27 protein-coding genes are annotated in these 25,378 nt (G+C 41.3%); 6 read left to right on the top strand and 21 right to left on the bottom strand.

Going from position 1 to position 25,378, the window contains the following annotated elements:
* Positions 1-238: 238 nt before the first annotated feature.
* Positions 239-1,108, bottom strand: coding sequence for a nucleotidyltransferase-like protein (locus tag KR50_RS11925; protein ID WP_041058729.1), 870 nt, complete (start codon positions 1,106-1,108; stop codon positions 239-241).
* 150 nt (positions 1,109-1,258) lie between these two features.
* On the opposite strand from KR50_RS11925, the gene KR50_RS11920 reads away from it, so the two are divergent.
* Positions 1,259-1,636: a YgzB family protein gene (locus KR50_RS11920; RefSeq protein ID WP_041058726.1), complete on the top strand. Its 378-nt coding sequence runs from the start codon at positions 1,259-1,261 to the stop codon at positions 1,634-1,636.
* A gap of 18 nt (positions 1,637-1,654) precedes the next feature.
* On the opposite strand, the gene perR is transcribed toward KR50_RS11920, so the two are convergent.
* The 4 genes from perR to KR50_RS11900 all read right to left on the bottom strand — a co-directional run bounded on the left by perR (position 1,655) and on the right by KR50_RS11900 (position 4,892).
* A complete protein-coding gene (perR, locus tag KR50_RS11915) occupies positions 1,655-2,101 on the bottom strand; it encodes a peroxide-responsive transcriptional repressor PerR (protein ID WP_041058725.1) in 447 nt (148 codons plus the stop codon).
* Between the two features lie 134 nt (positions 2,102-2,235).
* Positions 2,236-3,777, bottom strand: a complete 1,542-nt coding sequence (locus KR50_RS11910; protein WP_041058722.1) for an AbgT family transporter — start codon at positions 3,775-3,777, stop codon at positions 2,236-2,238.
* Between the two features lie 167 nt (positions 3,778-3,944).
* The gene (gene bcp, locus KR50_RS11905) at positions 3,945-4,418 is read right to left on the bottom strand and encodes a thioredoxin-dependent thiol peroxidase (protein ID WP_041058720.1); all 474 of its coding nucleotides are present in this window, start codon (positions 4,416-4,418) and stop codon (positions 3,945-3,947) included.
* Positions 4,419-4,484: 66 nt separating this feature from the next.
* On the bottom strand, positions 4,485-4,892 hold the full coding sequence (locus KR50_RS11900) for an ion channel (RefSeq protein WP_052477056.1): 408 nt from the start codon (positions 4,890-4,892) through the stop codon (positions 4,485-4,487).
* Positions 4,893-4,969: 77 nt separating this feature from the next.
* Between KR50_RS11900 and KR50_RS11895 the strand changes: the two genes are divergently transcribed.
* Together KR50_RS11895 and KR50_RS11890 are read left to right on the top strand one after the other, a co-directional pair.
* On the top strand, positions 4,970-6,256 hold the full coding sequence (locus KR50_RS11895; protein WP_041058718.1) for a glutamate-1-semialdehyde 2,1-aminomutase: 1,287 nt from the start codon (positions 4,970-4,972) through the stop codon (positions 6,254-6,256).
* Between the two features lie 346 nt (positions 6,257-6,602).
* On the top strand, positions 6,603-7,688 hold the full coding sequence (locus KR50_RS11890) for an FUSC family protein (protein ID WP_041058717.1): 1,086 nt from the start codon (positions 6,603-6,605) through the stop codon (positions 7,686-7,688).
* Positions 7,689-7,730: 42 nt separating this feature from the next.
* On the opposite strand, the gene KR50_RS11885 is transcribed toward KR50_RS11890, so the two are convergent.
* The 7 genes from KR50_RS11885 to mutY all read right to left on the bottom strand — a co-directional run bounded on the left by KR50_RS11885 (position 7,731) and on the right by mutY (position 13,176).
* Positions 7,731-9,476: an ABC transporter ATP-binding protein gene (locus KR50_RS11885; RefSeq protein ID WP_041058714.1), complete on the bottom strand. Its 1,746-nt coding sequence runs from the start codon at positions 9,474-9,476 to the stop codon at positions 7,731-7,733.
* Between the two features lie 17 nt (positions 9,477-9,493).
* A complete protein-coding gene (locus KR50_RS11880; protein WP_156969516.1) occupies positions 9,494-9,817 on the bottom strand; it encodes a hypothetical protein in 324 nt (107 codons plus the stop codon).
* Between the two features lie 129 nt (positions 9,818-9,946).
* Complete coding sequence (ntdP, locus tag KR50_RS11875; RefSeq protein ID WP_041058820.1) at positions 9,947-10,492, bottom strand: nucleoside tri-diphosphate phosphatase; 546 nt, start codon at positions 10,490-10,492, stop codon at positions 9,947-9,949.
* A gap of 161 nt (positions 10,493-10,653) precedes the next feature.
* Positions 10,654-10,905, bottom strand: a complete 252-nt coding sequence (locus KR50_RS11870; RefSeq protein ID WP_041058708.1) for a YgaB family protein — start codon at positions 10,903-10,905, stop codon at positions 10,654-10,656.
* A 151-nt stretch (positions 10,906-11,056) separates the two neighbouring features.
* Positions 11,057-11,251: a gamma-type small acid-soluble spore protein gene (locus tag KR50_RS11865; RefSeq protein WP_041058705.1), complete on the bottom strand. Its 195-nt coding sequence runs from the start codon at positions 11,249-11,251 to the stop codon at positions 11,057-11,059.
* Between the two features lie 59 nt (positions 11,252-11,310).
* On the bottom strand, positions 11,311-12,057 hold the full coding sequence (gene fabL, locus KR50_RS11860; RefSeq protein ID WP_041058702.1) for an enoyl-[acyl-carrier-protein] reductase FabL: 747 nt from the start codon (positions 12,055-12,057) through the stop codon (positions 11,311-11,313).
* A gap of 15 nt (positions 12,058-12,072) precedes the next feature.
* The gene (gene mutY / locus KR50_RS11855) at positions 12,073-13,176 is read right to left on the bottom strand and encodes an A/G-specific adenine glycosylase (RefSeq protein ID WP_041058699.1); all 1,104 of its coding nucleotides are present in this window, start codon (positions 13,174-13,176) and stop codon (positions 12,073-12,075) included.
* Between the two features lie 178 nt (positions 13,177-13,354).
* Between mutY and KR50_RS11850 the strand changes: the two genes are divergently transcribed.
* Complete coding sequence (locus tag KR50_RS11850) at positions 13,355-14,338, top strand: metal-dependent hydrolase (protein WP_041058696.1); 984 nt, start codon at positions 13,355-13,357, stop codon at positions 14,336-14,338.
* A 75-nt stretch (positions 14,339-14,413) separates the two neighbouring features.
* On the opposite strand, the gene KR50_RS11845 is transcribed toward KR50_RS11850, so the two are convergent.
* Entirely contained in the window at positions 14,414-14,683 is a 270-nt protein-coding gene (locus tag KR50_RS11845) for a YfhJ family protein (RefSeq protein ID WP_041058693.1), read from the bottom strand.
* Positions 14,680-15,021, bottom strand: coding sequence for a YfhH family protein (locus KR50_RS11840; RefSeq protein ID WP_041058690.1), 342 nt, complete (start codon positions 15,019-15,021; stop codon positions 14,680-14,682). Before KR50_RS11840 ends, KR50_RS11845 begins: the two co-directional genes overlap by 4 nt.
* A gap of 89 nt (positions 15,022-15,110) precedes the next feature.
* On the opposite strand from KR50_RS11840, the gene KR50_RS11835 reads away from it, so the two are divergent.
* Positions 15,111-15,794, top strand: a complete 684-nt coding sequence (locus KR50_RS11835) for an SDR family NAD(P)-dependent oxidoreductase (protein ID WP_041058688.1) — start codon at positions 15,111-15,113, stop codon at positions 15,792-15,794.
* Positions 15,795-15,810: 16 nt separating this feature from the next.
* Here KR50_RS11835 and recX read toward each other — a convergent pair whose 3' ends face one another.
* Positions 15,811-16,623, bottom strand: coding sequence for a recombination regulator RecX (gene recX, locus KR50_RS11830; RefSeq protein WP_041058685.1), 813 nt, complete (start codon positions 16,621-16,623; stop codon positions 15,811-15,813).
* A gap of 95 nt (positions 16,624-16,718) precedes the next feature.
* Here recX and KR50_RS11825 point away from each other — a divergent pair, with 95 nt between their 5' ends.
* The gene (locus tag KR50_RS11825) at positions 16,719-17,621 is read left to right on the top strand and encodes a TIGR01777 family oxidoreductase (RefSeq protein ID WP_041058682.1); all 903 of its coding nucleotides are present in this window, start codon (positions 16,719-16,721) and stop codon (positions 17,619-17,621) included.
* 46 nt (positions 17,622-17,667) lie between these two features.
* Here KR50_RS11825 and KR50_RS11820 read toward each other — a convergent pair whose 3' ends face one another.
* From KR50_RS11820 to KR50_RS11795, 6 genes are all read right to left on the bottom strand, one after another.
* Positions 17,668-18,624 carry a phosphotransferase enzyme family protein gene (locus tag KR50_RS11820; protein ID WP_041058679.1) on the bottom strand — a complete coding sequence of 319 codons (957 nt, stop codon included), beginning with the start codon at positions 18,622-18,624 and terminating at the stop codon, positions 17,668-17,670.
* Between the two features lie 67 nt (positions 18,625-18,691).
* Positions 18,692-20,116, bottom strand: coding sequence for an aldehyde dehydrogenase (locus tag KR50_RS11815; RefSeq protein WP_052477055.1), 1,425 nt, complete (start codon positions 20,114-20,116; stop codon positions 18,692-18,694).
* Between the two features lie 22 nt (positions 20,117-20,138).
* The gene (gene rlmD / locus KR50_RS11810) at positions 20,139-21,530 is read right to left on the bottom strand and encodes a 23S rRNA (uracil(1939)-C(5))-methyltransferase RlmD (protein WP_041058676.1); all 1,392 of its coding nucleotides are present in this window, start codon (positions 21,528-21,530) and stop codon (positions 20,139-20,141) included.
* Entirely contained in the window at positions 21,527-22,399 is an 873-nt protein-coding gene (locus KR50_RS11805) for a DNA-3-methyladenine glycosylase family protein (RefSeq protein WP_041058674.1), read from the bottom strand. Before KR50_RS11805 ends, rlmD begins: the two co-directional genes overlap by 4 nt.
* 120 nt (positions 22,400-22,519) lie before the next feature.
* Entirely contained in the window at positions 22,520-23,290 is a 771-nt protein-coding gene (pdaA, locus tag KR50_RS11800; RefSeq protein WP_041058671.1) for a delta-lactam-biosynthetic de-N-acetylase, read from the bottom strand.
* 463 nt (positions 23,291-23,753) lie between these two features.
* Complete coding sequence (locus KR50_RS11795; protein ID WP_041058670.1) at positions 23,754-25,295, bottom strand: fumarate hydratase; 1,542 nt, start codon at positions 25,293-25,295, stop codon at positions 23,754-23,756.
* Positions 25,296-25,378 lie beyond the last annotated feature (83 nt).

The following is a 25,378-nucleotide window of genomic DNA, read 5'->3' as shown; positions in this document are numbered from 1 at the left end:
GTTTGATAAAGCTCATTTGTTTCATTTAAATCAAGTATTAACGTTGACGTTTTTGGTTGTTTAGTTTTCAAGGTTCAAGGTGTTTCGTTTTGCGTCCCTCATTGAGGAGACTTTTTTATATTAACATAACTTTTTCTCTTATGTCAATCATTTTTTTCGCCGCTGCTAAATTCCATTAAGTCCTCTGCAGCGACGATTAATAGCATAACAAGGATATCTAAAAAGATCAATAGGTTTTTTAAACTTTTTTCACGGAATAATATCTGTGATAAATTCCTTTACCTTTCGTTTCAACTGATTTAGTTGAAATAACGTGTTTATCGATAAGGAATTCGATCATTACCGTAAGATCTACTGAATAGTATTGAAGTTCCTCATGCAACTGAAGATCTTGAATCGTCCATGCTTCTTTTTGTGATAAAACGTCCAGGAGATGACCCGATCCAACCTGAATGCGTGAATGGATAAGGAATTCACTAGCTAAAAAGAGCAGTTCCAGCCTTTTTTCCAGTGTCTCTTCACTATTGACGAGTTCTTCATATAACTTGAAAATTTCGGGTTCAATTTGCTTAACTTGATTCCAGACTGTTACTTCCGGATGAAACCCATTTTCGATTACAGTGAGTCTTGCCAAGTGATGCAGCGAATGAACCACATGGTTGTAAGCGTCCAGAAAATGACGGGATTCAAAAAAGCCTTTCCCATCCATATATCTTCTGATAAGCTTTGCAAATTCTATGCCCATTTTTATTTTCCTGCCGTAAAACGGAAAATCTCGCAGTTCAGTTCTCATCTTTTCAATATATTCATTTCGGTCAAAGACAATTTTTCCGGTCAGAAGCCATTCAGTGACTTTCCGGTTACTTCCGAGAAGCAGCCATTCTTTCATCTGCCGTTCTGAGACGATATGCATCGCTGCTTTATTCTCTTCATATGTATAATGCTTTATAAATAAGGGAACGTCTGCCTCTTTCACAATAATGAACAATATTGTATCAAATGTATCGGTAAGAGGACTCTTGGAACCTTTTTTTTCAACTATAACGATTCCCAGTGTATTGGGATGACTTGCTCTTTCCTGATAAATGGGACGCAGGATATCTTCCATATCAATGAACTCCTTCGCTATTTAATTCATATTTTATTAATTCGACAAAGAATGTCATTTTCCTTCTACTATTTCGTAATTATTCCGTCACGAATTCGCTCTTTCGTTCACAAGTTTCTATGATATAGTAAAAACTCAGGGGGGACAATAATGGCTAAAACATATTCAAATAAAATTAATAAAATTCGATCATTCGCTCTTGCAATGATATTTGTAGGATTTGTCATTATGTATGGAGGGATTTTCTTTCGTGAAAGCCCCATTATTATGCTGATCTTTATCTCTTTGGGCATGATCGCATTAATGTTCAGTATGGTCGTGTATTTCTGGATCGGCATGCTTTCCACTAAAGCAGTAGTAGTTACTTGTCCAAATTGCGAAAAACCTACGAAAATCCTTGGACGTGTAGACATGTGCATGCATTGCCGCGAACCGCTGACATTAGACCCGGATCTTGAAGGAGAAGAATTTAACGAGGATTATAATAAGAAAAATAAGGCAGTCCGCGCAGCAAATAAGCCTGAGTAGACAAAAAAAGAAGCTCACCTAGTGAGCTTCTTTTTTTACTGCGCAGTCCTGACACACTCCGTAGACTTCCATACGGTGATTGTTTACTTTAAATCCTGTAACGTGGGACGCAAGGTGTTCAACCTCATCGAGTCCGGGATAATGGAAGTCTACAATTTTACCGCAGTCCTGACAGATAGCGTGATAATGATCGGTTGTTACAAAATCAAAACGACTAGAAGAATCTCCATAGGTCAGTTCTTTCACCAGGCCAACTTCTCTGAAAACGCGTAAGTTATTATATACTGTGGCAACACTCATATTAGGAAATTTCCCTTCAAGCGCTTTATAAATATCATCAGCAGTTGGGTGTGACATAGACCCTACCAGGAATTCTAAAATCGCATGACGTTGAGGAGTAATTCTCACTCCCGTTCCTTTAAGTGAATCTAATGCATCTCTCAGTTGCATTTCTGACACTGCCATGCACCTCTTTCTATAAAAAGTCTTTCTTTATAATCACTATAATTAGTGTACTCGCCCCCTCCGCACTTTGTCAAATAGTTCTATTCTATTAAAAAAGACTTCTGCTAATAAAATCAGCAGAAGTCTTTTCGTTGTTATTTATTATAAAAGACCTCAGCACCAGGACCTAAGTCGATTCCTGTGTACATAAAGATAATAAGCATGATCGTCCACACAATAGAAAATACGATTGAGTATGGAATCATAGTGGAAATTAGCGTTCCGATTCCAACCTTAGGATCGTATTTTTGTGCAAATGCAATTACGATCGCAAAATACGGCATGAGCGGTGAAATGATGTTGGTAGTGGAATCTGCGATCCGGTATAGGACTTGTGTCAGTTCCGGTGCATACCCAAGATCCATCATGATTGGAACGAATACTGGCGCCATAAAGGCCCATTTAGCTGAAGAACTCCCAATAAAGAGATTAATGACTCCAACTACAAACATAAATCCTAGAACCAGGAACATCCCTTCAAGTCCTGCATCACTTAACCAGCCTGCTGCATTATAAGCAAAGATCTGACCTAGATTACTAGTGTTAAAAAACGCAACAAATTGTCCGGCAGCAAATGCGAGAACAATATACATTCCCATTGTAGCCATCGTATCTGACATCTGATTTGCTACATCCTTATCGTTTCTGATCACTTTTGTTACGTATCCATATACAAAACCTGGAATTAAGAAGAAGATAAATAAGATCGGAACAAGCGTCTGGAAGAATGGCGCCTCTAATATATCGTCATTAGAGAGCCCTGCACGCAATGGTCCCCATTCAGGTACGACAAGAAGGGCGATTAGAGCACTGGTGACAATGATCGAAATCAGTGACAGCCAAAGGCCTTTTTTCTCCAGAGGAGTAACAGTTTTCATATCCTCTGCTTCTTCTTTGTCGATTTCACCTTTGTATTTGCCAAGACGAGGCTCAACAATTTTTTCCGTCACAAATGTCCCGGCAATTGTCAGCATTACAACAGATGCAATCATAAAATAGTAGTTCATTAAAATATTCATGCCCTCAGCATATGCCGGGTCGAAGGTTGCAGCTGCAGCAATGGTTAGTTCTCCTAATAATGGGTCAAGAGATGTCACAAGCAAGTTTGCGCTGAAACCGGCTGATACACCAGCAAAAGCTGCCGCTAGACCTGCGAGCGGATGACGTCCTAAGCCCGCAAACAAGACTGCTCCAAGCGGTGTTAAAACAACGTAACCCGCATCTGCAGCCATTGAAGACATGATGCCTCCAAATACTAAAGCAGCTGTTAACAGCTGTTTAGGTACAGAGGTTACTAATGCCTTAAGTGCTGCTGAAATCAGTCCGCTTCGTTCAGCAATTCCGATTCCAAGCATCGTCACCAAAACAGTTCCAAGAGGTGCGAATCCTGTAAAGTTTGTTACCGCTGACTCAAACATGTATAAAATACCTTCTGAACTCAGAAGATTAAATACATTAATGCTTTCTCCTTCACCATCTTCAACCGACCAGCCCAAAGCTGACCCTAAAGCGGATGCCAAAACTACCAGCGCGGCAAAGATGAAAAACAGTGTTACCGGATGCGGAAGCTTGTTTCCAATTCGCTCAATTCCATCAAGCCCTTTAGAAAAAACTCCACGCTTTTTTGTCGTATCCATCAAATCCTCCTACTCTCAAACCTTATTAAATTTTCTAAAAACTTTTCCACCTAAAGGTAGTGTAATTATAATGATAGAATCACCGAAAAAAAAGGGGTTTTCAAAGATACGAAATACATGGAATAGTTTTAATGTTTAAATTAATATTACTCCCCTACCTGCCGCCATCAGGACAAGTTTGCATGAACAAATTCAAGCGCTTCTTCTACATGCCCTTTTACCCGCAAGCCTCTCCATTCTTTCATGATCTTTCCTTCTTTATTAATAACAAAGGTAGATCGCTCAATTCCCATATATTCTTTGCCAAATGTTTTCTTCAGCTTCCATACCCCGTAGGCTTCTGCAGCTGCATGATGGTTATCTACAAGCAATTCAAATGGCAGCTCATGTTTGTCGATAAACTTTTGATGTTTTTCTTTAGGATCAGGACTGATTCCCAGAATAACTGTATCAGTTTCAGCAAAAGACTGCTGATGATCTCTAAAGTCACACGCTTGGGTTGTGCAGCCGGGTGTCATATCTTTAGGATAAAAATAAAGCACAATATTTTTCTTGTCCAAAAAATCGCTTAAAGATCTTTTTTCACCTGTATGAGTTTCGAGTGTGAAATCAGGTGCAGTATCTCCTTTGTTAAAATTCATTCTATTTCCTCCTTTGTTCAGCTAATCTTCCTATAGCTTACTTAAAGGAGAAGGCATTTTCAAAAGTTACCCTTTATGGATCTTTTCTTTTCGATTGAACATTAACGTCCAAACGACCGTGACAGGCAATGCATGTCCTAAAAAAGCAGCCAATATTGAAATCCATCTTCCCCATCCGACAGGAACGATTTCTCCGTTTCCAACTGAAAACAGCATCATGGCACTAAAATAAATGGAAGTGCCAAATAAATCCCAAAATGACCGCGGCTCTTCATCTGCCGCCATAACATGCACCCCTTCAAACGTCAGAACCGTATAGATCGTTGCAAAACCAGTGAGCAGGACAGCATATGTAACCGTTAAAAGTAGAAAATTTCGCAGTGAAAAGACATGTCCTTCCCATACTGTAGTCAGCAGACGTTTGATTGCGTACACGGTTATGATAATGACACTGATTAAAATTCCCCATCCCATTGAAATGGCCCCCTTATTTGCGCATTCAAGTTCATCATATTACAATACCTATGACGCAATGACAGAGAGGAGACATCATGAATTATTTAAAATCAGAACAATTACATAGTGAAGCTTTAGAACATATAGTCGGCGGTGTAAATAGCCCTTCCCGCTCATTTAAAGCAGTCGGCGGGGGTTCTCCTGTTGCAATGGAGCGAGGTAAAGGCGCTTATTTTTGGGATGTAGACGGCAATCAGTACATTGATTATTTAGCTGCTTATGGTCCGATCATTACTGGTCATGCCCACCCACACATCACCAAGGCCATCGTACACGCAGCTGAAAACGGAGTCTTATACGGGACGCCAACCAAACATGAAGTTACTTTTGCAAAGATGTTGAAAGAAGCTATGCCGGCAATGGAAAAAGTACGGTTTACAAACTCAGGTACAGAAGCGGTTATGACTACGATTCGTGTAGCTCGCGCCTATACTGGGAGAGATAAAATCATTAAATTTGCAGGGTGTTACCATGGGCACTCAGATCTAGTGTTAGTCGCAGCTGGTTCCGGCCCTGCGACATTAGGCACACCTGACTCTGCTGGTGTGACAAAAAAAATCGCAAGTGAAGTGATAACTGTTCCCTTTAATGACATAGAGCCCTTTAAAGAGGCGCTTGATAAGTGGGGCGATGAGATCGCGGGAGTACTCGTTGAGCCTATTGTAGGAAACTTCGGCATCGTTGAACCGCTTCCCGGCTTTTTAGAAGAGGTGAACCGTCTGACACATGATGCAGGGGCACTCGTTATTTATGATGAAGTCATTACTGCTTTTCGCTTTATGTACGGAGGAGCACAGGACTTACTGAATGTGAAACCCGATCTTACAGCTATGGGGAAAATTATCGGGGGAGGTTTGCCGATCGGAGCATATGGCGGCAGAGTGGATATTATGGAAACAATCGCTCCGCTTGGACCTGCTTATCAAGCCGGAACAATGGCTGGAAATCCTGCTTCAATCCAAGCAGGTATCGCCTGTCTTGAAGTACTCAAACAAAAAGGCGTGTATGAAGAGCTTGACCGGCTTGGTGCATTGCTTGAAAAGGGTATCTTAAAATCGGCAGCGGATCATAACGTTACGATTACAATTAATCGATTGAAGGGTGCATTGACCATCTATTTTTCTGATCAAGTTATTCAGAACTACGATCAGGCAGAAGCAACGGATGGGGAAATATTCGCTAAGTTCTTTAAATTAATGCTTGAGCAAGGCATAAACTTAGCTCCTTCTAAATATGAAGCCTGGTTTTTAACTACGGCTCATACAGAAAAAGATATTCTCCAGACGCTTGAAGCGGTTGATCATGCTTTTGGTAAATTATAATAGTACAGTCGGTAAAACAGGTTAAATAAAGGATAAAGTCTCCATGTACAATGGTTCGTGGAGACTTTTTTATATGCACACTCATTTTTCATTAATAGAAAATAGCTGACTAAGTAGTTAACTCCGATTATTTAAGTGCGTATCAGCTTCACTGTTATGGAATTTGTCAAAATCACGACTGCTTATTCGAATTAAAACCTGATCCTTTGTCAAAAAATCATCTTCTTTTCCCTTGCAGTCACCTCTTAAGCAGGGTATATTACTACTATTGCCTTTTTATTTTGTATTTTAAATAAGGCAATGAAAAAGCGTGAATTTTAACGTTAAGAAAGGATCTATTCTCTACATGAAACTCGGAGCCCGAGTTCTAAAGACTGGAATTGCTATTGTTCTTGCTTTGTATTTAGCTGAACTTTTAGCCTTGCCCAGCCCTATTTTTGCCGGTATTGCCGCTGCATTTGTTGTTCAGCCAACGATTTATCGCTCCTTTGTTTCGATTTTAGAACATATTCAAGCGAATATTATTGGAGCTGGAATAGCCATAATTTTTGTTTTATTGTTTGGAAATCATGTTGTGGTCATTGGTTTTGCAGCCGTTATTGCCATCACAATTATCTTAAAGCTTAAAATTGAAACAACAATTGGTCTTGCCCTGGTAACGCTGATCGCTATTATGGAAGTACAGCATGACGATTTTGTTATTTTTGCTCTTCTTCGATTTGCTACAATCATGCTTGGGGTTTTGTCATCATTTGCAGTTAATTTAATTTTTCTTCCACCAAAATACGAAACGAAGTTGTTCTATAAGATATCAACAACAACAGATGATATGATCAAATGGATCAGACTAAGTACCCGCCATGCGACTGAACACCAGCTATTGAAAAAAGATATCGAGAAATTCAAAGAACGGCTCATTAAAATAGATCAGGTTTATCTGATGTATAAAGAAGAACGCGGTTACTTTAAGCGCAACTCTGTTTCAAAAACAAGAAAACTTGTTGTTTACCGCCAGATGATCTCAGCTGTTCGGAGAAGCTTTGAAATTCTAAAGAGACTTCACCGATTTGAAAATGAACTTCACCAGGTTCCTGAGGCGCTGCAAATGCTTGTTCAAGAACAGCTTGATTGTTTAATGAGTTATCACGAGCAGCTGCTCCTTCGATTCGTTAGAAAAATAAAGTCTACAAATGAAGATGATCAAATTAACCATACTTGCTTAGATCATAAAGAAGTCACAGATATTTTCATGAAGGAAGTAAATAAAACGCGGGATGAAGAAGAGAATAACGGCTATCACCTGCTGCATGTTCTATCAGCAATGCTTGAATATGAGGAGCATCTTGTTCATTTGGATACTCTGATCGCAAGTCTTCAGTCTTATCATGAAGAAGATAATCATGTCTCCCTGCCTGAACGTGATTTTGAATAATCAAAGCCCCTTAGACAAATTGTCTAAGGGGCTTAATTTGTACTAATCATCCAGCTGCTGTACTTGGAAAAGATTATAATACAATCCTTTTTCTTTCATAAGCTGATGATGGGTCCCGCTTTCTGCTATTATACCATGATCAATGACTACGATTCGGTCAGCGTGGGTAACAGTAGAAAGTCTGTGGGCGACAATAAAAGTTGTCCGGTCTTTCGCCAGCATTTCAATGGATTCCTGAATAAGATGCTCACTCTCAAGATCAAGTGCAGAGGTTGCTTCGTCCATAATTAAAATAGGGGGGTTTTTTAAAAATACTCGAGCGATCGCGACCCGCTGCTTTTGTCCGCCTGACAGCTTCACGCCTCTTTCCCCAACCTTTGTGTTATATCCTTCTGGAAGATCCATAATGAACTCATGCGCATTTGCTGCTTTAGCTGCTTGTATCGCAGCCTCATCAGACGCTTCAGGGTCACCCATTTTAATATTCATCATAACCGATTCACTAAACAAGATATTATCCTGCAGAACCATACCAATTTGGTTTCGCAAGCTCCTAACACGGAAATCCCTTATGTCCGTCCCGTCTAAAAGAATTCTTCCCTTTGTCACGTCATAAAATCTTGGAATCAGACTGACAATGGTGGATTTCCCTCCTCCGCTCATTCCGACGAACGCAATGGTTTCACCTTGCTTTACATGCATATGCACATCTTTTAAAACTTCACTTTCGTCTTTATCATAAGCAAAAGATACATGGTCAAAGACAATGTCTCCCCTAACGTTCTCGACTTCCTTGGCATTTGGTTTATCGTCCACGTCATACTTTTCATCAATTAGTTCAAATACGCGATCCATAGAGGCGATGGACTGAGTCAAAGTGGTAGAACTGTTGACCAGTCGTCTTAATGGATTATACAGTCTTTCAACATAGGCGATAAATGCGACCATCACCCCAAGCGTCAAGTTCCCTTCAATAACACGATAACCTGCATACCCAATGACAATCAGCGGAGCAATATCCGTAATGGTATTGACTACAGCAAAGGCCTTTGCATTCCATTTCGTCTGGTCAATTGCTTTGGATAGAAAGTTGCTGTTTTTCCCATCAAACTGATTTTGTTCATGGTCCTCGATCGCAAAGCTTTTAATTACACTCATGCCCTGTACACGTTCGTGAAGATACCCCTGAACTTCAGCAAGAGCCTGAGAACGATTTCTCGTCAACATCCGCAGCCTGCCGAAAAAATACTGTACAGAAAAAGCATATAAAGGAAAAACTAAAATAGCAACAAGCGTTAATTTCACATCATAGGTCAGCATAATACCAATGGCGATTAAAATCGTGGCAACATCCAGCCATAAGTTCATTAACCCTGTCATAACAAAATTCTTCGTCTGCTCTACATCATTAATCACACGGGATATCACTTCCCCGGCTCTCGTATTGGAATAATACTTAAAGCTGAGCTTCTGCATATGAGAAAAAAGACCATCCCTGATATCAAACAGAATTTTATTACTCGTCCACTGAGCAAAATACTGACGATAATACTCAACAGGCGGCCTAACAACCACGAAAAGCACCACAGCAATCCCAATAATCCAAAAAAGCTCCGACACCTTCGCAGCAGACGAACCATCGCCTCCAATAATATCATCTATAACATACTGAATTAAAACCGGAATCAAAAGCGGAATCGCAAACTTCACAATCCCAATCAAAAGAGTCCAAATAATCTGCCACTTATAAGGCTTCACAAACTCCATATAACGCTTAATACTATCCAAAAAAATCAACCTACTTTCTAAATTAAAAGCTGAAGCGGGCGTCTAGCTCCGACAGACGTAAGACGATCTGCCAAGCAGGCGCTTTGTGCCTGACTGGCAGAGTGGCTTACGATCCTAGGAGCTGCCCGCTGAAGCTCGATATAGCCTAAATGCTGAAGCGGACGCTTAGGGGCGACAAGCATAAGACGCACTGCACAAATAGGCGCTCTTTGCCTATTAGGGCAGGATGACTTATGACCTCGAGCCCCTGCCCGCTGAAGCTCGATATAGCCTAAATGCTGAAGGCGCTCGCCCAGCTCCAAAAAACATAAACCTAAGTCCCTCGTACAAATCCACCTCAACAGCAGCCTCCCGTAATATCGTCATTCACGAGCCAAGAATCTGGGCTGAAATGAATCCATTAACAAGCACCAGTATAAGATGTTCCAAGAAAAAAACCTGTTGAATGGACCAACAGGAAAAGAATAAAATTATTCTTTTTGGCGGTATCTTTTTTGAAATAAGTACCGACTATACCACACATCAATAAAATCAGGAGCGAATGGCCCTCTTCTTTGTTTAATCCATCTAATTAATTTATCCACATTTCGCTGGAGAATATGGTCAATTACATTCGGATATCCCATTAGATTTCGGTGTTCCTCGTATTCATCTTCATCCAAAAGTGTATAGGACATATCCGGATAAACTTTAATGTCTAAATCATAATCAATATACTTTAATGCTTCTTCGTCATACACAAACGGAGAGCTTAAATTACAATAATAGTAAACTCCGTCTTCTCTAAGCATACAAATAATATTAAACCAATGCTCAGCATGAAAATAACAGATAGCCGGCTCACGGGTCAGCCATGTCCTGCCGTCTGATTCTGTCACGATCGTGCGGTCATTTCCTCCAATAACTATATTGCGGGTTCCTTTAAGAACAGTTGTTTCCTGCCACACCCGGTGGATCAGCCCATCGTGTTTGTAACTATGTATTTGCATACTCTGCCCTTCTACCGGTAGCGTCATCATCCTTCGCCTGCCTTTATTCAACTTGATTATTTTTACCTGATCATAACTATTTTTCCGTTCAATATGTGTATTTTATCATTATACCCTTTTACGCCAAAAAGAGCCACCAAGACACTATGGCAGCTCGTTGTTTCAGAAGCGTTCAGTTTGCAAAATGGCTAATAGTCAGGGTTGTCAGTACGATAAGAGGCAATTACGTCATTCATTCTTTCATCAAAATCACGCTGCACGCATTTTAATCTCAGCTGCAGCTCCTTAATCTGTGTGGACAATTGATCAGCCGACTCGTGAATAGACAGCGAATTCATCAGCTCTCGCATTTTTTTCTTTTTTTCCACTTCAGCATGCAGCCACAGCAGCTCCTCTGCAATTTCCATTTGATCAAATACTTGTCTTTTAAATCCATTCATTGTGGAATCCCTCCTGACTACTATAGAATTCCACATGTTCAGCATTTTGTCCTTTAGCTTTATTTGTCGCAATCTATGTAGTTTTATCGAACGAATTAGAGAAAATCAAAAGCCGCTCCTGCTATCCAGAGGAACGGCTTTTGAAAGTTAATTATCGGTTTTGTTGATTGTTTTGTTGTGAAGCGTTCTTTTTATTAGCTTCTGCTTGTTGATTTTGACGCTTTACTTCAGCTGCGTTTGTTTCTGAAGCAAACTCAGTGCCATATTGTTTGTTTGCAGCAGCATTTTGTTGCTTAACTTGTTCAGCGTTTGTGCCAGAAGTTGTTTTGTTTGTTTGTTTTTTCATTGTGTTCTCACCTCCACGATAGTTAATGTAACCAGAGTGAAGGAAGTCTATTCATATAATTAAACGAGCAGAGAACGTCCGCCATCGACAATGATTGTCTGGCCGCGGATCATCGAGGAATCTTCTGAAACAAGAAATAAAACTGTTTTCACAAGATCATCTATTTCCACCATTCTTCCTGCAGGCGTTTTGCTTCTGGCATCTTCAAGCAGCTCTTCGCGATTGGGAAAATGCTTTAACGCGTCTGTATCCACAGCACCGCCAGAAACGGCATTAACTACAATGTTTTTAGGGGATAATTCCACAGCAAGGTATCTAGTAAGCGCTTCGAGAGCCGCTTTAGATACACCTACAGTTGTATAATTATCTAAATATCGTATCGACCCAAGCGATGAAATACTGACAATTTTACCGCCGCTTTCAGGCATCATCTTTGTTGCTTCCTGAGCACAAAACAGCAATGCTTTGCTGTTTATATTCATGGTCCAGTTCCAGTGGGACTCTTCAAGCTCCATTGCCGGACGCAAAACCCCGGAGGCTGCGTTATTGATGAAGACATCGAGGCGGCCAAAATGTTCGCGAATTTCCCCAAACATTTTCTTGATCTTTTCAACATCGCCTACGTTTGCCCGAACGACTAATGCTTTTCTGCCGAGCTGTTCGATTTCTGCTGCAGTGTCAAGAGCGGCCTGTTTGCTTCTGGCGTAATTTACTACAATATCATATCCTTTTTCAGCAAGAGCCAGGGCAATTGCTTTCCCTACACCTCTGCTGCTTCCGGTTACTAATGCTACTTTGTTTGTCATTATTTTTCTCTCCTGTCATGAATGAAGTGATACGTATTGGTTCCATATCTTTCGGTGAGACACAGGTAATGTCAGTTTTTCTACCTCTTCTTTTGTTAGCCAGACAGCGTTTTGTCTATTTTGGGTGGAGGTTTTTGTTAATTCTCCTTTAAATACAGCCATTTTCCATGTTAAATGGGAAAAAACGTGATCCTGGACCATCCACGGCTCCGGATCCAGAACAATATTTACACCAAAATCTGCAAGAAGAAAATCATTCAACTGTGAAACTGCACTTTCGCCTTGCTGTTTTTCAAAACTTGGAAATTCCCACAGGTTCGCCAAAAGTCCTTGAGATGGCCGTTGGTTCATTAACCATTCACCCTGTTGATTTTGAACGATTACCGTTAGAAGATCAATGACCTTAGTAGATTTTTTCCTGGTTTTAACCGGCAAATCCCGCTGAACTCCTTCTGCAAAAGCACTACAATGCGCCTGAACAGGACATAATAAGCAGGAAGGAGATGTAGGCGTGCAAACTAATGCGCCTAATTCCATCAAGGCCTGGTTAAAATAAGAAGGATTCTTATGTGAGATTAAGTAGCGGACAGCTTCTTCGAACACTTTTCTCGATGAAGGTTTAGCAATGTCCTCCCAGATCGATAATACACGGGAAAGGACCCGCATAACATTTCCATCGACTGCCGGTTCCGGAACACCATAAGCGATACTAAGAATCGCACCTGCTGTATAAGGACCTACTCCTTTTAAAGATGATATTTCTTTAGGGCTGCTTGGAACCCTGCCTTCATATTGTTCATGAACTTCTCTGACTGCCGTCTGAAGGTTTCTCGCACGTGAATAGTAGCCAAGTCCTTCCCATGCCTTTAAAACTTTTTCTTCAGGCGCATTTGCCAGAGCTTCAATGGTAGGGAACTGTTCCATAAAACGATGATAAAAAGGAATGACCGTATCTACTCTCGTTTGCTGAAGCATAATTTCAGATACCCATATTTGATAAGGGTCTTTATTTTTTCTCCAGGGCAGCTCGCGCATTTCCTGTTCGAACCAGCCGATAAGATCTTTTTGAAATGCTTCTGGTTCTATGTTAGACAGCTTAAGCTGAAGATCTTCCTTCATCTTTATACCTCCGTGATGTTACTCCAAGCTTGAGATTGGGAATAAGTAAGAATAGAGTAATTAAGTTAAATAAGAAAAGCAGATTATCGGTTGAAATTAATGAAATAACTGCTCATACTTACTAGTACAAAACAAATGATCTCCATTTGTAAAACAGTTTAGTAAAGGAGGGATCAATTTGGATACAGGCACTCATATTGTAATGGGATTCGCCATTGGCGGTTTGGCCGCAATCGACCCGGTCGTTGCAAGCGATCCGGTTACAGCGCAAAGTGTTTTAATTGCTGCTGTTATTGGGTCTCAGGCGCCTGATGCGGACACTGCATTAAAGCTTCGCAATAATGCAGTCTACATTCGGCATCACCGTGGGATTACACACTCTGTTCCCGCAGTCATGCTATGGCCGATTGGGATAACGGCAGTGATTTACCCGTTTTTCCCTGAAGCAAATTTGCTGCATTTATGGCTATGGACGTTTCTGGCAGTATTTTTACACGTATTTGTTGATATTTTCAATTCATACGGTACACAGGCATTGCGTCCATTTTCTAGAAAATGGGTCGCTCTCGGCGTCATTAACACGTTCGATCCCATAATTTTCGGCATTCACATAATAGGGTTAATTATTTGGGCATTTGGCGCAGATCCAGTCCCCACTTTCTTGATTATGTACTCCGTTATCGCCGGCTATTATGTCATACGATTCATGCTTCAGTCAGCCGTTAGACACTCAATTAAAAATACGATTCCTCAAGCGGATAGTGTTATTATCGCACCAACCATCCGCTTTTACCAATGGAGAATCGCTGCTGAAACAAAGGAGCACTTCTACGTAGGAAGAGCGTACGGGAGATCCATTACGATCTATGATAAGTTTAAGAAGATTTCTATACCCGATACTGAGGTCTTTCAGAAGGCACAAACGGATCCAAATGTCTCTGCCTTTCTTTCTTTTTCCCCAATTTACAGATGGGAGCTGACAGAAAGCGAAGATCAATATGAGGTTCGGTTTATTGATCTGCGTTACCGAAGCAATGACCATTATCCGTTTGTTGCTGTAGTGCAGATGGATCAGAACTTAACTATTCAAAGTTCTTATACAGGCTGGATCTTCAGCGAAGAAAAACTGAAGAAAAAACTTGATGTTCTAACGATCGATTAGTTTTGTCCAGATTGGACAGTAAAACCCCGAATGAGAAAATTCATTCGGGGTTTTACTATAGCCAAAAGGGTTCTCTTAGTGTTTTGTGTCTTCCTGATCGCTTAACAATGCAGCATATTTAGGATTCATAGCGGCTACCTGATGAAGGCGTTCTCCATAATTTACGATCCATTGACGCACAACTCTGGAGGTCACTTCTTTCCCTTGATAATCATGACCTGCTTTTGCATACGTTGCTTCAAAATCTTCCCATAAAAGATCTACTAATGTTTGTGCCTTTGCACTGGACAACTCTGAGTTCTTCTCAAGAAGCAGAGCTGTCAAGGATTCTTTTTCTTCATTCATTTTACTTCTCCTCCTTGTGAAGAGTTATCTAGCATGGAAATAGGGAGTGCTTCTTGCTTTTTCTCGCCTCTTAAACGATAACCCCATGCAAAAACACCATTTAGATAATCGATTTTAAAATAGCTGCCCGGATCATTTTTGATCGCATACACAGTCCCAGCTTTATAATTTTTCGGATCTAATAGATAGCATTGGGCCATGATCGCTTTTCGTTCTAAAACAGCAAATTCGTTTACATAGCCCAGCTGTTCTGCTTTTCTTGCTTTTTCTTTTATATCTGCAATTTCCTGCTCAAGCTCATGCTTACTCATTGAGCTATACCTTTTTTCGGTTGACATAGAAAGACACCTCAAATTTTTCTTATTTGATTCTTTATTTCAGAAAGGGCAAACTAACTACAGATACCTTAAAGATGGAGGAACCTAAAATGAAAAAACCAATCGCTTTAGTTACAGGGGCAGGCTCTGGACTGGGGAAAGAGCTTGCCATCAGACTTAGCCATACCCACCATGTCATCTTGATCGGACGGAGGGGAAAACCGCTGAAAGAACTGGCAGCACTCATTCATTCCCATGGCTCTGCACTTGCTGTTCCATGTGATATTTCAGATCCCGACAGTAGAAAAGAGCTGCTTGATACGCTCACAAAAGAATCTTTGCTGCCGGTTGATTTCGTCGTACATAATGCGGGCGTAGGACGTTTCAGCAGTGTGGAAGATGCAGCTTCTGCTGACCTGGAAAGTATGTTTCAAACGAATGTATTTGGCCCTATGGCCCTTACAAAGGCACTGTTTCCCTATATGAAAAAGCAAAAAAGCGGCACCTTTTTAACGATTTTATCCACTGCTGCGCTGCGCGGAAAATCAAATGAATCGGGATACGCTGCAAGTAAATTTGCACTCAGGGGTTATTCAGAAAGTCTGGCAAAAGAAGCTGAACCCTATGGCATCCGTGTTATACGTGCGTATATGGGTGGGATGAATACGCCTTTTTGGGAAAACGGCGATCATGTAAAAGACCCTTCCCGATTCTTTCAACCAAGTGAAGTAGCTGACATTATTATGGAACAGATAGACGAAAAAGATGAGATTATTATTGAGTCAAAAAAGTAGAAATCGGGGGCGGTCTTTATTCTGACTCGTCCTCTTCTTTTAAATGCGCAATGGCTCTTTCAATCTCTTCGGCAGAAAACCCTTTACGGAACAGTGCCTGTTTCATCCTTTGTTGATATTCATACCCTTCATATTTGCGAATGTATTTGGCATGGGCTTTTTTTGCCTGAGAGTAGATAGCGGTCCATTTCTCTTCTTCATTTCTCTCAATGGCAATCGCAGATAAAACCTGACCTGTTACAGCACCCTCATAACCTTTTCTTGAAAGAGTATCCTGCCCTTTTTTCTTAATCTGCAGCTTCGACTGCTTAGGGTTTTTTTTGATGACCTTTTCAAGCACCTGTGCCGCTCTTTCAATCCACTCTTCCTGCGAAATCTGCGCAAGCGTTTCCTCCATAATACCCGCTGCGATTCCTTTTTCTTTTAGCGCTTGACCAATATGTCTTGGTCCTTTGTCGGATGTTCTCAACTGTGTGTTTAAAAAGGCTTGAGCAAATTCTGTGTCGTTCACATATCCATATTTTCTAAGCTTGTGCATCGTTTCTTCAATCGACGCTTCACCCATCTCATGTTCTCTTAAATGTATAATAATTTCATATTCAGAGCGCATGCGGTAGCTTAAATAGATCAGGGCTTTGTTAAAGCCTTTGCGGATTTCATCTTCATATTCAATTTCTCCTATATCCATATCAGTCAGTTCTTTATTTTTACTTAGCTGATAGCGGGCAAGAACTTCTTCTTCTACACTAAAGGCGTATTGGCCATCAAGAAATATATTATATCTTTCTTTGTTTTTCTTCTGCTGGGAAATTTTAGTAATAACTGGCACCCTGATCACCTCTTTCTTCACTGTAACACATTTTAAAAAGGTTTTATCCTTTTAAATAGGGAAATAGTAACTATAACAAGTAGGAGGGATGCGGGATGAAAATCCTTTTAAGCGGAGGAACAGGATTTATTGGTCAGGCAATCACAAAATTGCTGACCGCTGAAGAACATGAGGTCTATATCTTAACAAGAAATCCTGACAAGCATAAAGGAACAAGTCAGGTTCATTATGTAGAGTGGCTGACAGAAAACGCTTCACCAGAGAACACGCTGCCTCCTATTGATGCAATTATAAATCTCGCCGGAGAATCAATAAACAATGGGCGTTGGAGCGATGAACAGAAAAAGAAAATTTACGACAGCCGTATGAATGCTACTGATGAGATTCTGCGCATCATTCAATTGCTTGATACTCCCCCTTCTGTCTTAGTAAACGCCAGTGCGGTAGGATATTATCCTCCTTCCGAAACTAAAATTTGGACAGAACAGTCAACCGAGCGTGGTGAGGGCTTTTTGGCTCAGACTGTGGTTGATTGGGAGAAGAAAGCGCTGCTTGCCGAAGATCATGGAGTACGTGTTGCCTGCGCCAGATTTGGCATTATTCTTGGTAAAGAAGACGGTGCACTTCCAAGTATGGCTCTGCCTTATAAATTAATGGCCGGCGGGACAGTAGGAAGCGGCAGGCAATGGTTATCCTGGATCCACCATAAAGATGCAGCAAGAGCGGTACTCTTTGCCATTGAGGAATCAGTCGAAGGTCCATATAATGTGACAGCGCCTAATCCAATGAGGATGAAGGAATTTGGAGAAACACTCGGGAAAGTCCTGAACCGGCCACATTGGATTCCTGCTCCCGGCTTTGCCCTTAAACTTGCATTGGGAGACAAAAGCGCACTCGTATTAGAAGGACAAAAAGTTCTGCCGGACGTGCTGCAAACTAAAGGATTTGAATTTGCATTTCCGACTCTTAACGAAGCTCTGCGGGACATTTACGCATAAAACAAAGGCTGCCGTCTTTCTTTAGAGAAAGCGGCAGTTTCTTTTTTTACGGGGTTAGTACTGCGCTGCGCTCCAGGTATGGAATTCCCTCAGTCAGCCTCTTTTTTAATTTTTTCATATACTCTACCTGCCATGGCACCCCTTCCCATTTCGCTTTAAAAATGGGATACAGCAGTGCGTCGCGCATGTTCAAAAATAAAAAGATCTGATCAATCATGTCATCATCCAGCCGGTGGACCGAGGAATAGCCTTCAAGCATTCCATGTACCATCTTTGCTGCTAAGTCCTTTTCCTCTGGTCTAAATGAAATTCCCTGCCAGATCCCATGATAAAGCGACACAGCAACATCCTGCATAATCCAATCTGTCATACAGTCATCGAAATCAAAGGACATGATTTCAAATCCTTCGACAAGAAAATTCCCCTGGTGAAAATCATGGTGAATGAAATGGTGTGTGTCTATCTTCATCTCATATTGTGTCAATGCTTTAAGCTGTTCCGTATACCAGCTCCGCATTTGTGGATCCAATTGTCCTTTCACACCTTCCGGGTCCGGATTGGCTGCAGTACGCACAGCTTTTTTTTCCATAGCGGGATGCCTAAAAGTCTGTGCAGCATGATGCATGCGGCCAATGTACATTCCCCATTCACGAAACCATTCGCTATTCCATGACTTATCATCGAGTATGCGGATGGAAGTCCCTTTTGCTTTTTCAAAAAATACTGCATGCACTCTTTTTCCTTCTATGTCCCATTCATGAATCAATGAGTCCTGCCAATGCTTTGCTCTTGCAGCCTTGATGCCGGATTGGTGCAAATGTTTAATAAAGGCGATTTCAAGCTCCAGCTGCTCTTTTGTCCTGCGGGCCTCTTCATTCAGCCTGAGAATAACAGGACCTTCCTTTGTTTCAATTTTATATACGTCATTCTGAAGTCCTCCGATGGTTGAAGTGACTGCGCTATTTGGAATTTGAAGTTTTGAAGCAATCCAATCTTTTCTCAATCGTCTCACCCCTTTTTCTTCAAAAAAAGACCTGCCGAAATAGCAGGTCTTCTTCTCATATCTATAGTTATTTTAATACTTTCTTAATCGTTTCAAGGCTCGTAGTGTAAGGAGGAAAAGCAAGCTTTAACTCTACTTTTGTACTTTTCTTCATCATGCTTTTTCTGTGTGAAAACAAATCAAAGCTATGCTTGCCATGGTAGGCGTTAACCCCTGAATGCCCTACGCCTCCAAAAGGAAGCTGGTCATTGGCCACATGACTTAACGTATCATTCACACAGCCACCGCCAAATGAAAGGCTTTCAAGAACCTTTTTCTCCGTTTGTTTGTCTTCCGTAAATACATAGAGTGCCAGTGGCTTAGGACGGGACTGAATCATTTCAATCGCCTCATCCAGCTGGTTATAGGTCAATACAGGAAGAATGGGACCAAAGATTTCATCCTGCATCGCCTCGTTTGACCAAGTGATGCTGTCTAAAATAGCAGGTGCGATAAATCTCTCTTCCCGATTGGTTTCCCCTCCGGCCACAATATGCTCCCGGTCTTTTTCTAAAATCGAAACGAGACGGTCAAAATGCTTTTCATTGACAATTTTTCCATACTGATCATTTTCCGAGATCGTATCTCCATAAAAATCATGAATCGTTGATTTTAATTGTTCAATCAGCTCTTCTTTGACTGACTGGTGTACCACCAGATAGTCAGGTGCAATGCAGGTTTGACCTGCATTAATTAATTTCCCCCAAAGAATTCGCTGAGCTGCTTTTTTCAAGTCTGCCGTCTCGTCAACAATTGTTGGGCTTTTCCCCCCAAGCTCCAATGTATGCGGAACAAGATTTTTAGAAGCGGCTTCCATGACGATCTTGCCGACCGGAACGCTGCCAGTGAAAAACAGGTAATCAAAAGGGGCATTGATGAGTAAAGAAGTTTCTTTCTTTTCCCCTTCCACTACCTTTAAGTATGCCGGATCAAAATTAGCCGAAATCATACGCTGAATCACGGAGGTCACTTCAGGCGTGCTTTCAGACGGTTTTATAACAGCACAGTTTCCTGCTGCAAGCGCCCCAATCAGAGGCTCAATCACGAGCTGAAAAGGATAATTAAATGGTCCGATAATCAGCACACTTCCATATGGCTCTTTCATAATAAAGCTTTTTGATGGCATTTGAAAAAGGGGTGTTTTTACTTTTTCTGTTTTTGCCCACTGTTTTACGTTATTGATCATGGTCTGGATGCTTTTGAGCGTAATGCCTATTTCAGAAACATATGCTTCAAAAGGATTTTTCCCCAGATCTTTCTTAAGTGCGTTTAATAGTTCATCTTCGTGCTCTTTAATTAATGTTTGAAGTTTACGAAGCTGTTTAATGCGAAAATCAACATTTTTGGTGATTCCGCTGTAAAAAAACTTCTTTTGTAGATCAATGATCTCTTGTACATCTTGTTCTGTTTGTATGGACACGGTGATCCTCCTCTGGTGAATCAATATGATCATCAATTGCAGTATAGATTAATCCTTACTCTTTCAATACCAATTTTGTCACGCTTTCCACATGAGCCGTTTGAGGAAACATGTCCAATGGCTGAATATATTCAATTCTATACTTAGAAGATAGCTGCATCAAATCTTTTGCAAGCGTGGATGGGTTGCAGGATGCATAGATAAACCGTTTTGGAAGCACCGTTAAAATGGTGTCGAGCAGAGCTGAATCACATCCACTACGTGGAGGATCCACTACGACAACATCCGGTCTGAACCCTTCTTCTCTCCATTTAAGCATCCATTTTTCAGCAGAGCCTACTTCGTATTGAAAATTCTTTATATGATGATGGGCAGCATTAATTTTTGCATCGTGTATGGATTCTTTAATAACGTCCATTCCGCGGATTTCACTTGCGCCATTTGACAGCCATAAACCGATCGTTCCAGAGCCGCAGTATGCATCAACAAGCTTTTCTTTACCTGTTAAGTCTGCCGCTTCTTTAATTTGATCGTAAAGTTTTTTCGTCTGAACTGGATTTAACTGAAAGAAAGCTCTTGCAGATAAATGAACAGTATACTGTTCCAGTTTGTCTTCAATCGTTTCTTTACCGGATAAAAGGACCGTTTTTTCACCGAATATAATAGAGGTTGCGGCAGAATTAATATTTTGCATAATTGATTTTACTTCAGGCATCTTGTTTTCAAGCGCACGGATCAGTTTTTCTTTTTGAGGAAGCTCATCCGAAGCAGTCACAAGTACGATTTGAACTTCACCAGTTTCCACACCAACCCTTGTAACGATCGTTCGTACGATTCCTTTTTTTGTACGCTCATTGTAAACAGGTATTTTCAGTTTTTCGAGCTGTTTGCGTACAACCTGCGTTGCTTTGTTCGTTTCTTTTCTCTGAACGATGCATTCCTTTATATCTACGAGCTGATGAGAGTCTGTGCCATATAGTCCTGCGACCACTTTTTCTCCCTTTTTGCCAACTTGGAACTGACTCTTGTTGCGATAATACCAAGGCTCTTCCATCCCAATGGTACTGCGTATCTCAATTGTTTGAAGGGGCAGCTTTGTATATCGTTCAAGTGCCTGAATCAGAATATCCCGCTTATGGGAGAGCTGATGATGATAATCCAAATGCTGAAGCTGACAGCCTCCGCATGCTTCATAGACCGGGCACGGCGGCGTAACCCGGTGCGGTGACACTTTACGGATGGATTTTACTTTCGCCTGCGCATACTTAGGATGGATTTTTGTTACTTGTACAACAGCTTCTTCTTCAGGTAGGGCACCTGGGACAAAAATCACTTGTTTTTTAAAATAACCGATTCCCTCTCCATTGATGCCTAAGCGTTTTATTGTAAGAGGAAACTCTTGTCCTACATCTATTTTTTGTACTGTTTTTTCATTCAATGAATTCACTTCCCTGTCTCAATGCTCCTCCATAAATAAAGAGAGGCATAGCTTAAATATGGCTGCCAAGCCTTTGTCCATTCTACCATCTCTTCTGTGGTGGGCTTTCTATCCATGTTATATTGCTTTTTCAATGCGTTTTGAATGCCAATGTCAGCAAACGGGAAAACATCCATTCGGCCAAGACCAAATAATAGCACACTTTGCGCCGTCCAAGGTCCAACACCGCGCAATTGAGTAAGTTCTTTACTAATTTCTTCATCACTTTTTGAAGGAAACGATGCTAAATCTAATTCACCATTACTGATTTTTTCTCCTACGCCAATTATATACTCTGCTTTTCGCTGACTAAATTGAAGCTCCCGCAGTTCTGTAACTGTTAAATTAGCTACTACTTGCGGTTCAGGATAAAACCAGACGCCGTCTACCTGTTCTCCATACGTCGTTACAAAGCGGTGCGTTAATGTTCCTGCAAATGCCATATTCAGCTGCTGGTGAATAATACTTTTAAGCAAACAGCTGTAAACAGAAGGCTCTCTTACTAGAGGTGTGCCCTGATGCTCCTGAAAGAGGCTTTGGAGATTTGTTTTTGAGAAATGAAGATCGATATGAGATAAGGTCGAGTTCCAATGAAAGATCTCTTTAACATAAGAAATAATTTTCTTTTTATCTTTTTCTACCTTGCCCGTCACCTCAAAAGCAGGATGAGCAGTTGTGCCAGCTGCTTTTATCGTGATCGCCTGTTTAACCGTTCCTTTAAACGGTAATTTTACAAGCTGGTTTTTCTGGTCCACCTCATTAAGCGGATCGATCGACATCCGCTGAAGGACACGATCAAATGCATAAGGTCCTTCCACTTCTATTCGCTCTTGCCACATTCTTCTCACACCTTGTTTTTTCTTTATTATATCATGCAGACAAAAGACCAAAAGAAAAGCGATTTATCTTTCCATAATAAAAGCAAGTGAGCCTGAAATAAGGTTCACTTGCCTGTTTTTCTAAGATTGATTCTTCATAAGGTGATCTAGATCCTTAAACGTATATCCCTGCTTTTTCAAATCCTGAATGACGCGCTGTAATGCTCCTGCATTATCCGGGGATACTGTATGAAGGAGAATGACTGCTCCCGGGTGAATCTGTTTCATGATCTCGTTATATGCGTAATCTGCTCCCCTAGGCTTATCAGCATACCAGTCGACAAATGCAACTGACCAGAATACATGCGTGTAGCCTTCTTCTTTAGCAACTTTAAGTGTTTCTTCGTTAAAAACACCTTCAGGAGGACGAAGATAAAGCATTTCTTTTTGTCCGGTGAGCTCTGTTGTTTTTTCTTTCACCTTACGCCATTCTTCTTTCATTTGATCCGCTGTCAATGTTGAGAAGTTCGGATGACCCCATGAATGGTTTCCAATTTTGTGTCCATCCTTCACCATCCTTTTTACCAAATCTTCAGCACTGGTTAAATAATGGCCGGTTAAAAAAAAGGTGGCCGGTACTTTTTCTTCTTTTAGCACGTCTAGAATTTTTTCTGTATACCCATTTTCAAAGCCGTTATCAAACGTAAAATAAAGAACCTTCTCTTTTGTGGTGCCTTTGTATACTGAATCATATTTCTTCAGCACTTCGTCATACTGAGCTCCTGCTTCCGCCTGCTCTCCATTTTGCCCTCTCTTAAATCCCCAGTTCATACTCTCGGCAGAAGCTGATAAAGGCGCAGCAATACACAGCAGGAAAATAAGCAAATAAAGTAAACCGTTTCGCTTCACCATGCACTCCTCCTTTCTTTTATTAACTTGTTCATTTTAAGAAGGAGCATACATAGAAATAACACCCACAACGATTGGGTGTTTTAGTTCTTTGTTAATTAAATTTTCTTTTATGGGAATCCTAAATGTAATAAAGTTTTTTAGATGTCATTGTATGACTGGTACTCAATCGTCTTATGCTTGTCGGAGCTAAACAAGTGCCTTCAGCACATAGACTATCCGGCTTCTGCGGGCAGGGGCTCGAGGTCATAGTCACGCTGTCCAAGCAGGCCAAGGGCATGCCTACTAGGCCAACGCGTCTTATGCTTGTCGGAGCTGATCGAGCGCCTTCAGCACTTAGGGTATCCGGCTTCAGGCGCTAGCTCCTCGAGGTCATAAGTCACGATTTCCAAGCAGGCCAAGGGCATGCCTGCTAGGCCACCGCGTCTTATGCTTGTCGGAGCTGAACGAGCGCCTTCAGCACTTATTAATAAAACACTTTTTCTTTGTGCATGGCTAGTTTTTGTAGAGAGGTTTGGTCGATGTCACGGTGGAGGCTGTTGCCGTGTGAGTCCATGGTGACGACTGCTGTGAAGCCTTTGACTTTCAAGTGCCACATGGCTTCTGGGATTCCGAATTGTGTTAGGTCGACTCCTTCGACGCTTTGGATGCAGTCTGCGTAGTATTGTGCAGCTCCTCCTATTGCATTAAGGTAGACGCCTCCGTGGTCTTTAAGTGCTTCCAATGTGTTTGGACCCATTCCGCCTTTTCCAATCACTGCACGGATACCGAATTTTTTCATGATGTCCCCTTGATATGGTTCTTCTCTTATAGAAGTTGTGGGACCTGCTGCTTTTACATGCCAGCTGCCTTGTTCGTCTTTCATCATGACGGGGCCGCAGTGGTAGATGATTTGGCCGTTCAGGTCGACAGGAGAGTCGTGGTCACTTAAATATTTATGTATGGCATCTCTTCCTGTATACATCATTCCGTCTATTTGAACGACGTCCCCTACTTTCAATGAACGGATTTTTTCTTCGGTAATGGGTGCCTGAAGTGTGATGATTTTTGTTGAGTCAATTGAATTTTGTTCTTTTTCACTTTCGTCTTTAAATTCAATTTTTTCTCCATCTTGATACAGCCAATCGCGAATGCTTCCTGTTTCAGCGTCCACTGTGATTCCAAGCCTTCTGAAAGCCCAGCAATTATATGCGACGGAAACAAAAAAGCTTGCTGGAATTCTGTGCATGACTCCTATTTTACAGCCAAGCAGCGTAGTTTCTCCCCCAAAACCCATTGTGCCAATTCCCAGTTCATTTGCATGGTCTACTACATATTCTTCGAGCTTTTTTAAGTCTTCGTTCGGATTCACATCTTCTGCAGAGCGGAAAAGCTGTTCTTTTGCCAGATCGTAGCCGGATGAACGGTCGCCGCCAATTCCAACTCCAATAAAACCTGCACTGCAGCCCTGGCCTTGCGCCTGGTAAACTGAATGCATAACACATTTTCTGATTCCATCAAGGTCGCGGCCTGCCCGGCCGAGTCCATCGAGTTCACAAGGCAGACTGTATTGAATGTTTTTATTTTCACAGCCTCCTCCCTTCAGGATCAGTCGAATATCAATTACTTCTTTATCCCACTGTTCGAATTTAATAACGGGTAATCCAAGGCCAAGATTATCTCCGCTGTTGTCACCTGTCAGCGAATCAACAGAATTTGGCCTCATCTTTCCGTCCTCTGTTGCACGCACCATTGCTCTGTAGATGGCTTCCTTTATTTTTAATTGATTTACGCCGATCGGTGTTTTTATTTTAAAAGTAGGAAGTCCGGTATCCTGACAAATTGGCGAGACTTTTTCATCGGCCATTTGAATATTCTGTGTAATAGTCGCCAGGCTCATAGCTGATCTAGTTCCGGTATTTTCCTTTTCTTTCGCCTTGCGTATCGCTCTTCTTACATCTTTAGGAAGGTTTGTGGATGTCTCTACAATTAATTCGTATAAACTGTTTTCAAGATTTGTTTTGTTCAACTTTGTCAAACCCTTTCTCTGCTAAATGCTTGCCATTATGTATACAACCCCTTTATTATACTCCTTCGTTCTATCGGAAGTAA

Source organism: Jeotgalibacillus campisalis, from assembly GCF_000829515.1.
Lineage (GTDB): Bacteria > Bacillota > Bacilli > Bacillales > Jeotgalibacillaceae > Jeotgalibacillus > Jeotgalibacillus campisalis.
Note: the sequence above shows the minus strand (reverse complement) of the source record. Positions and strands in the feature narration are given on the sequence as shown.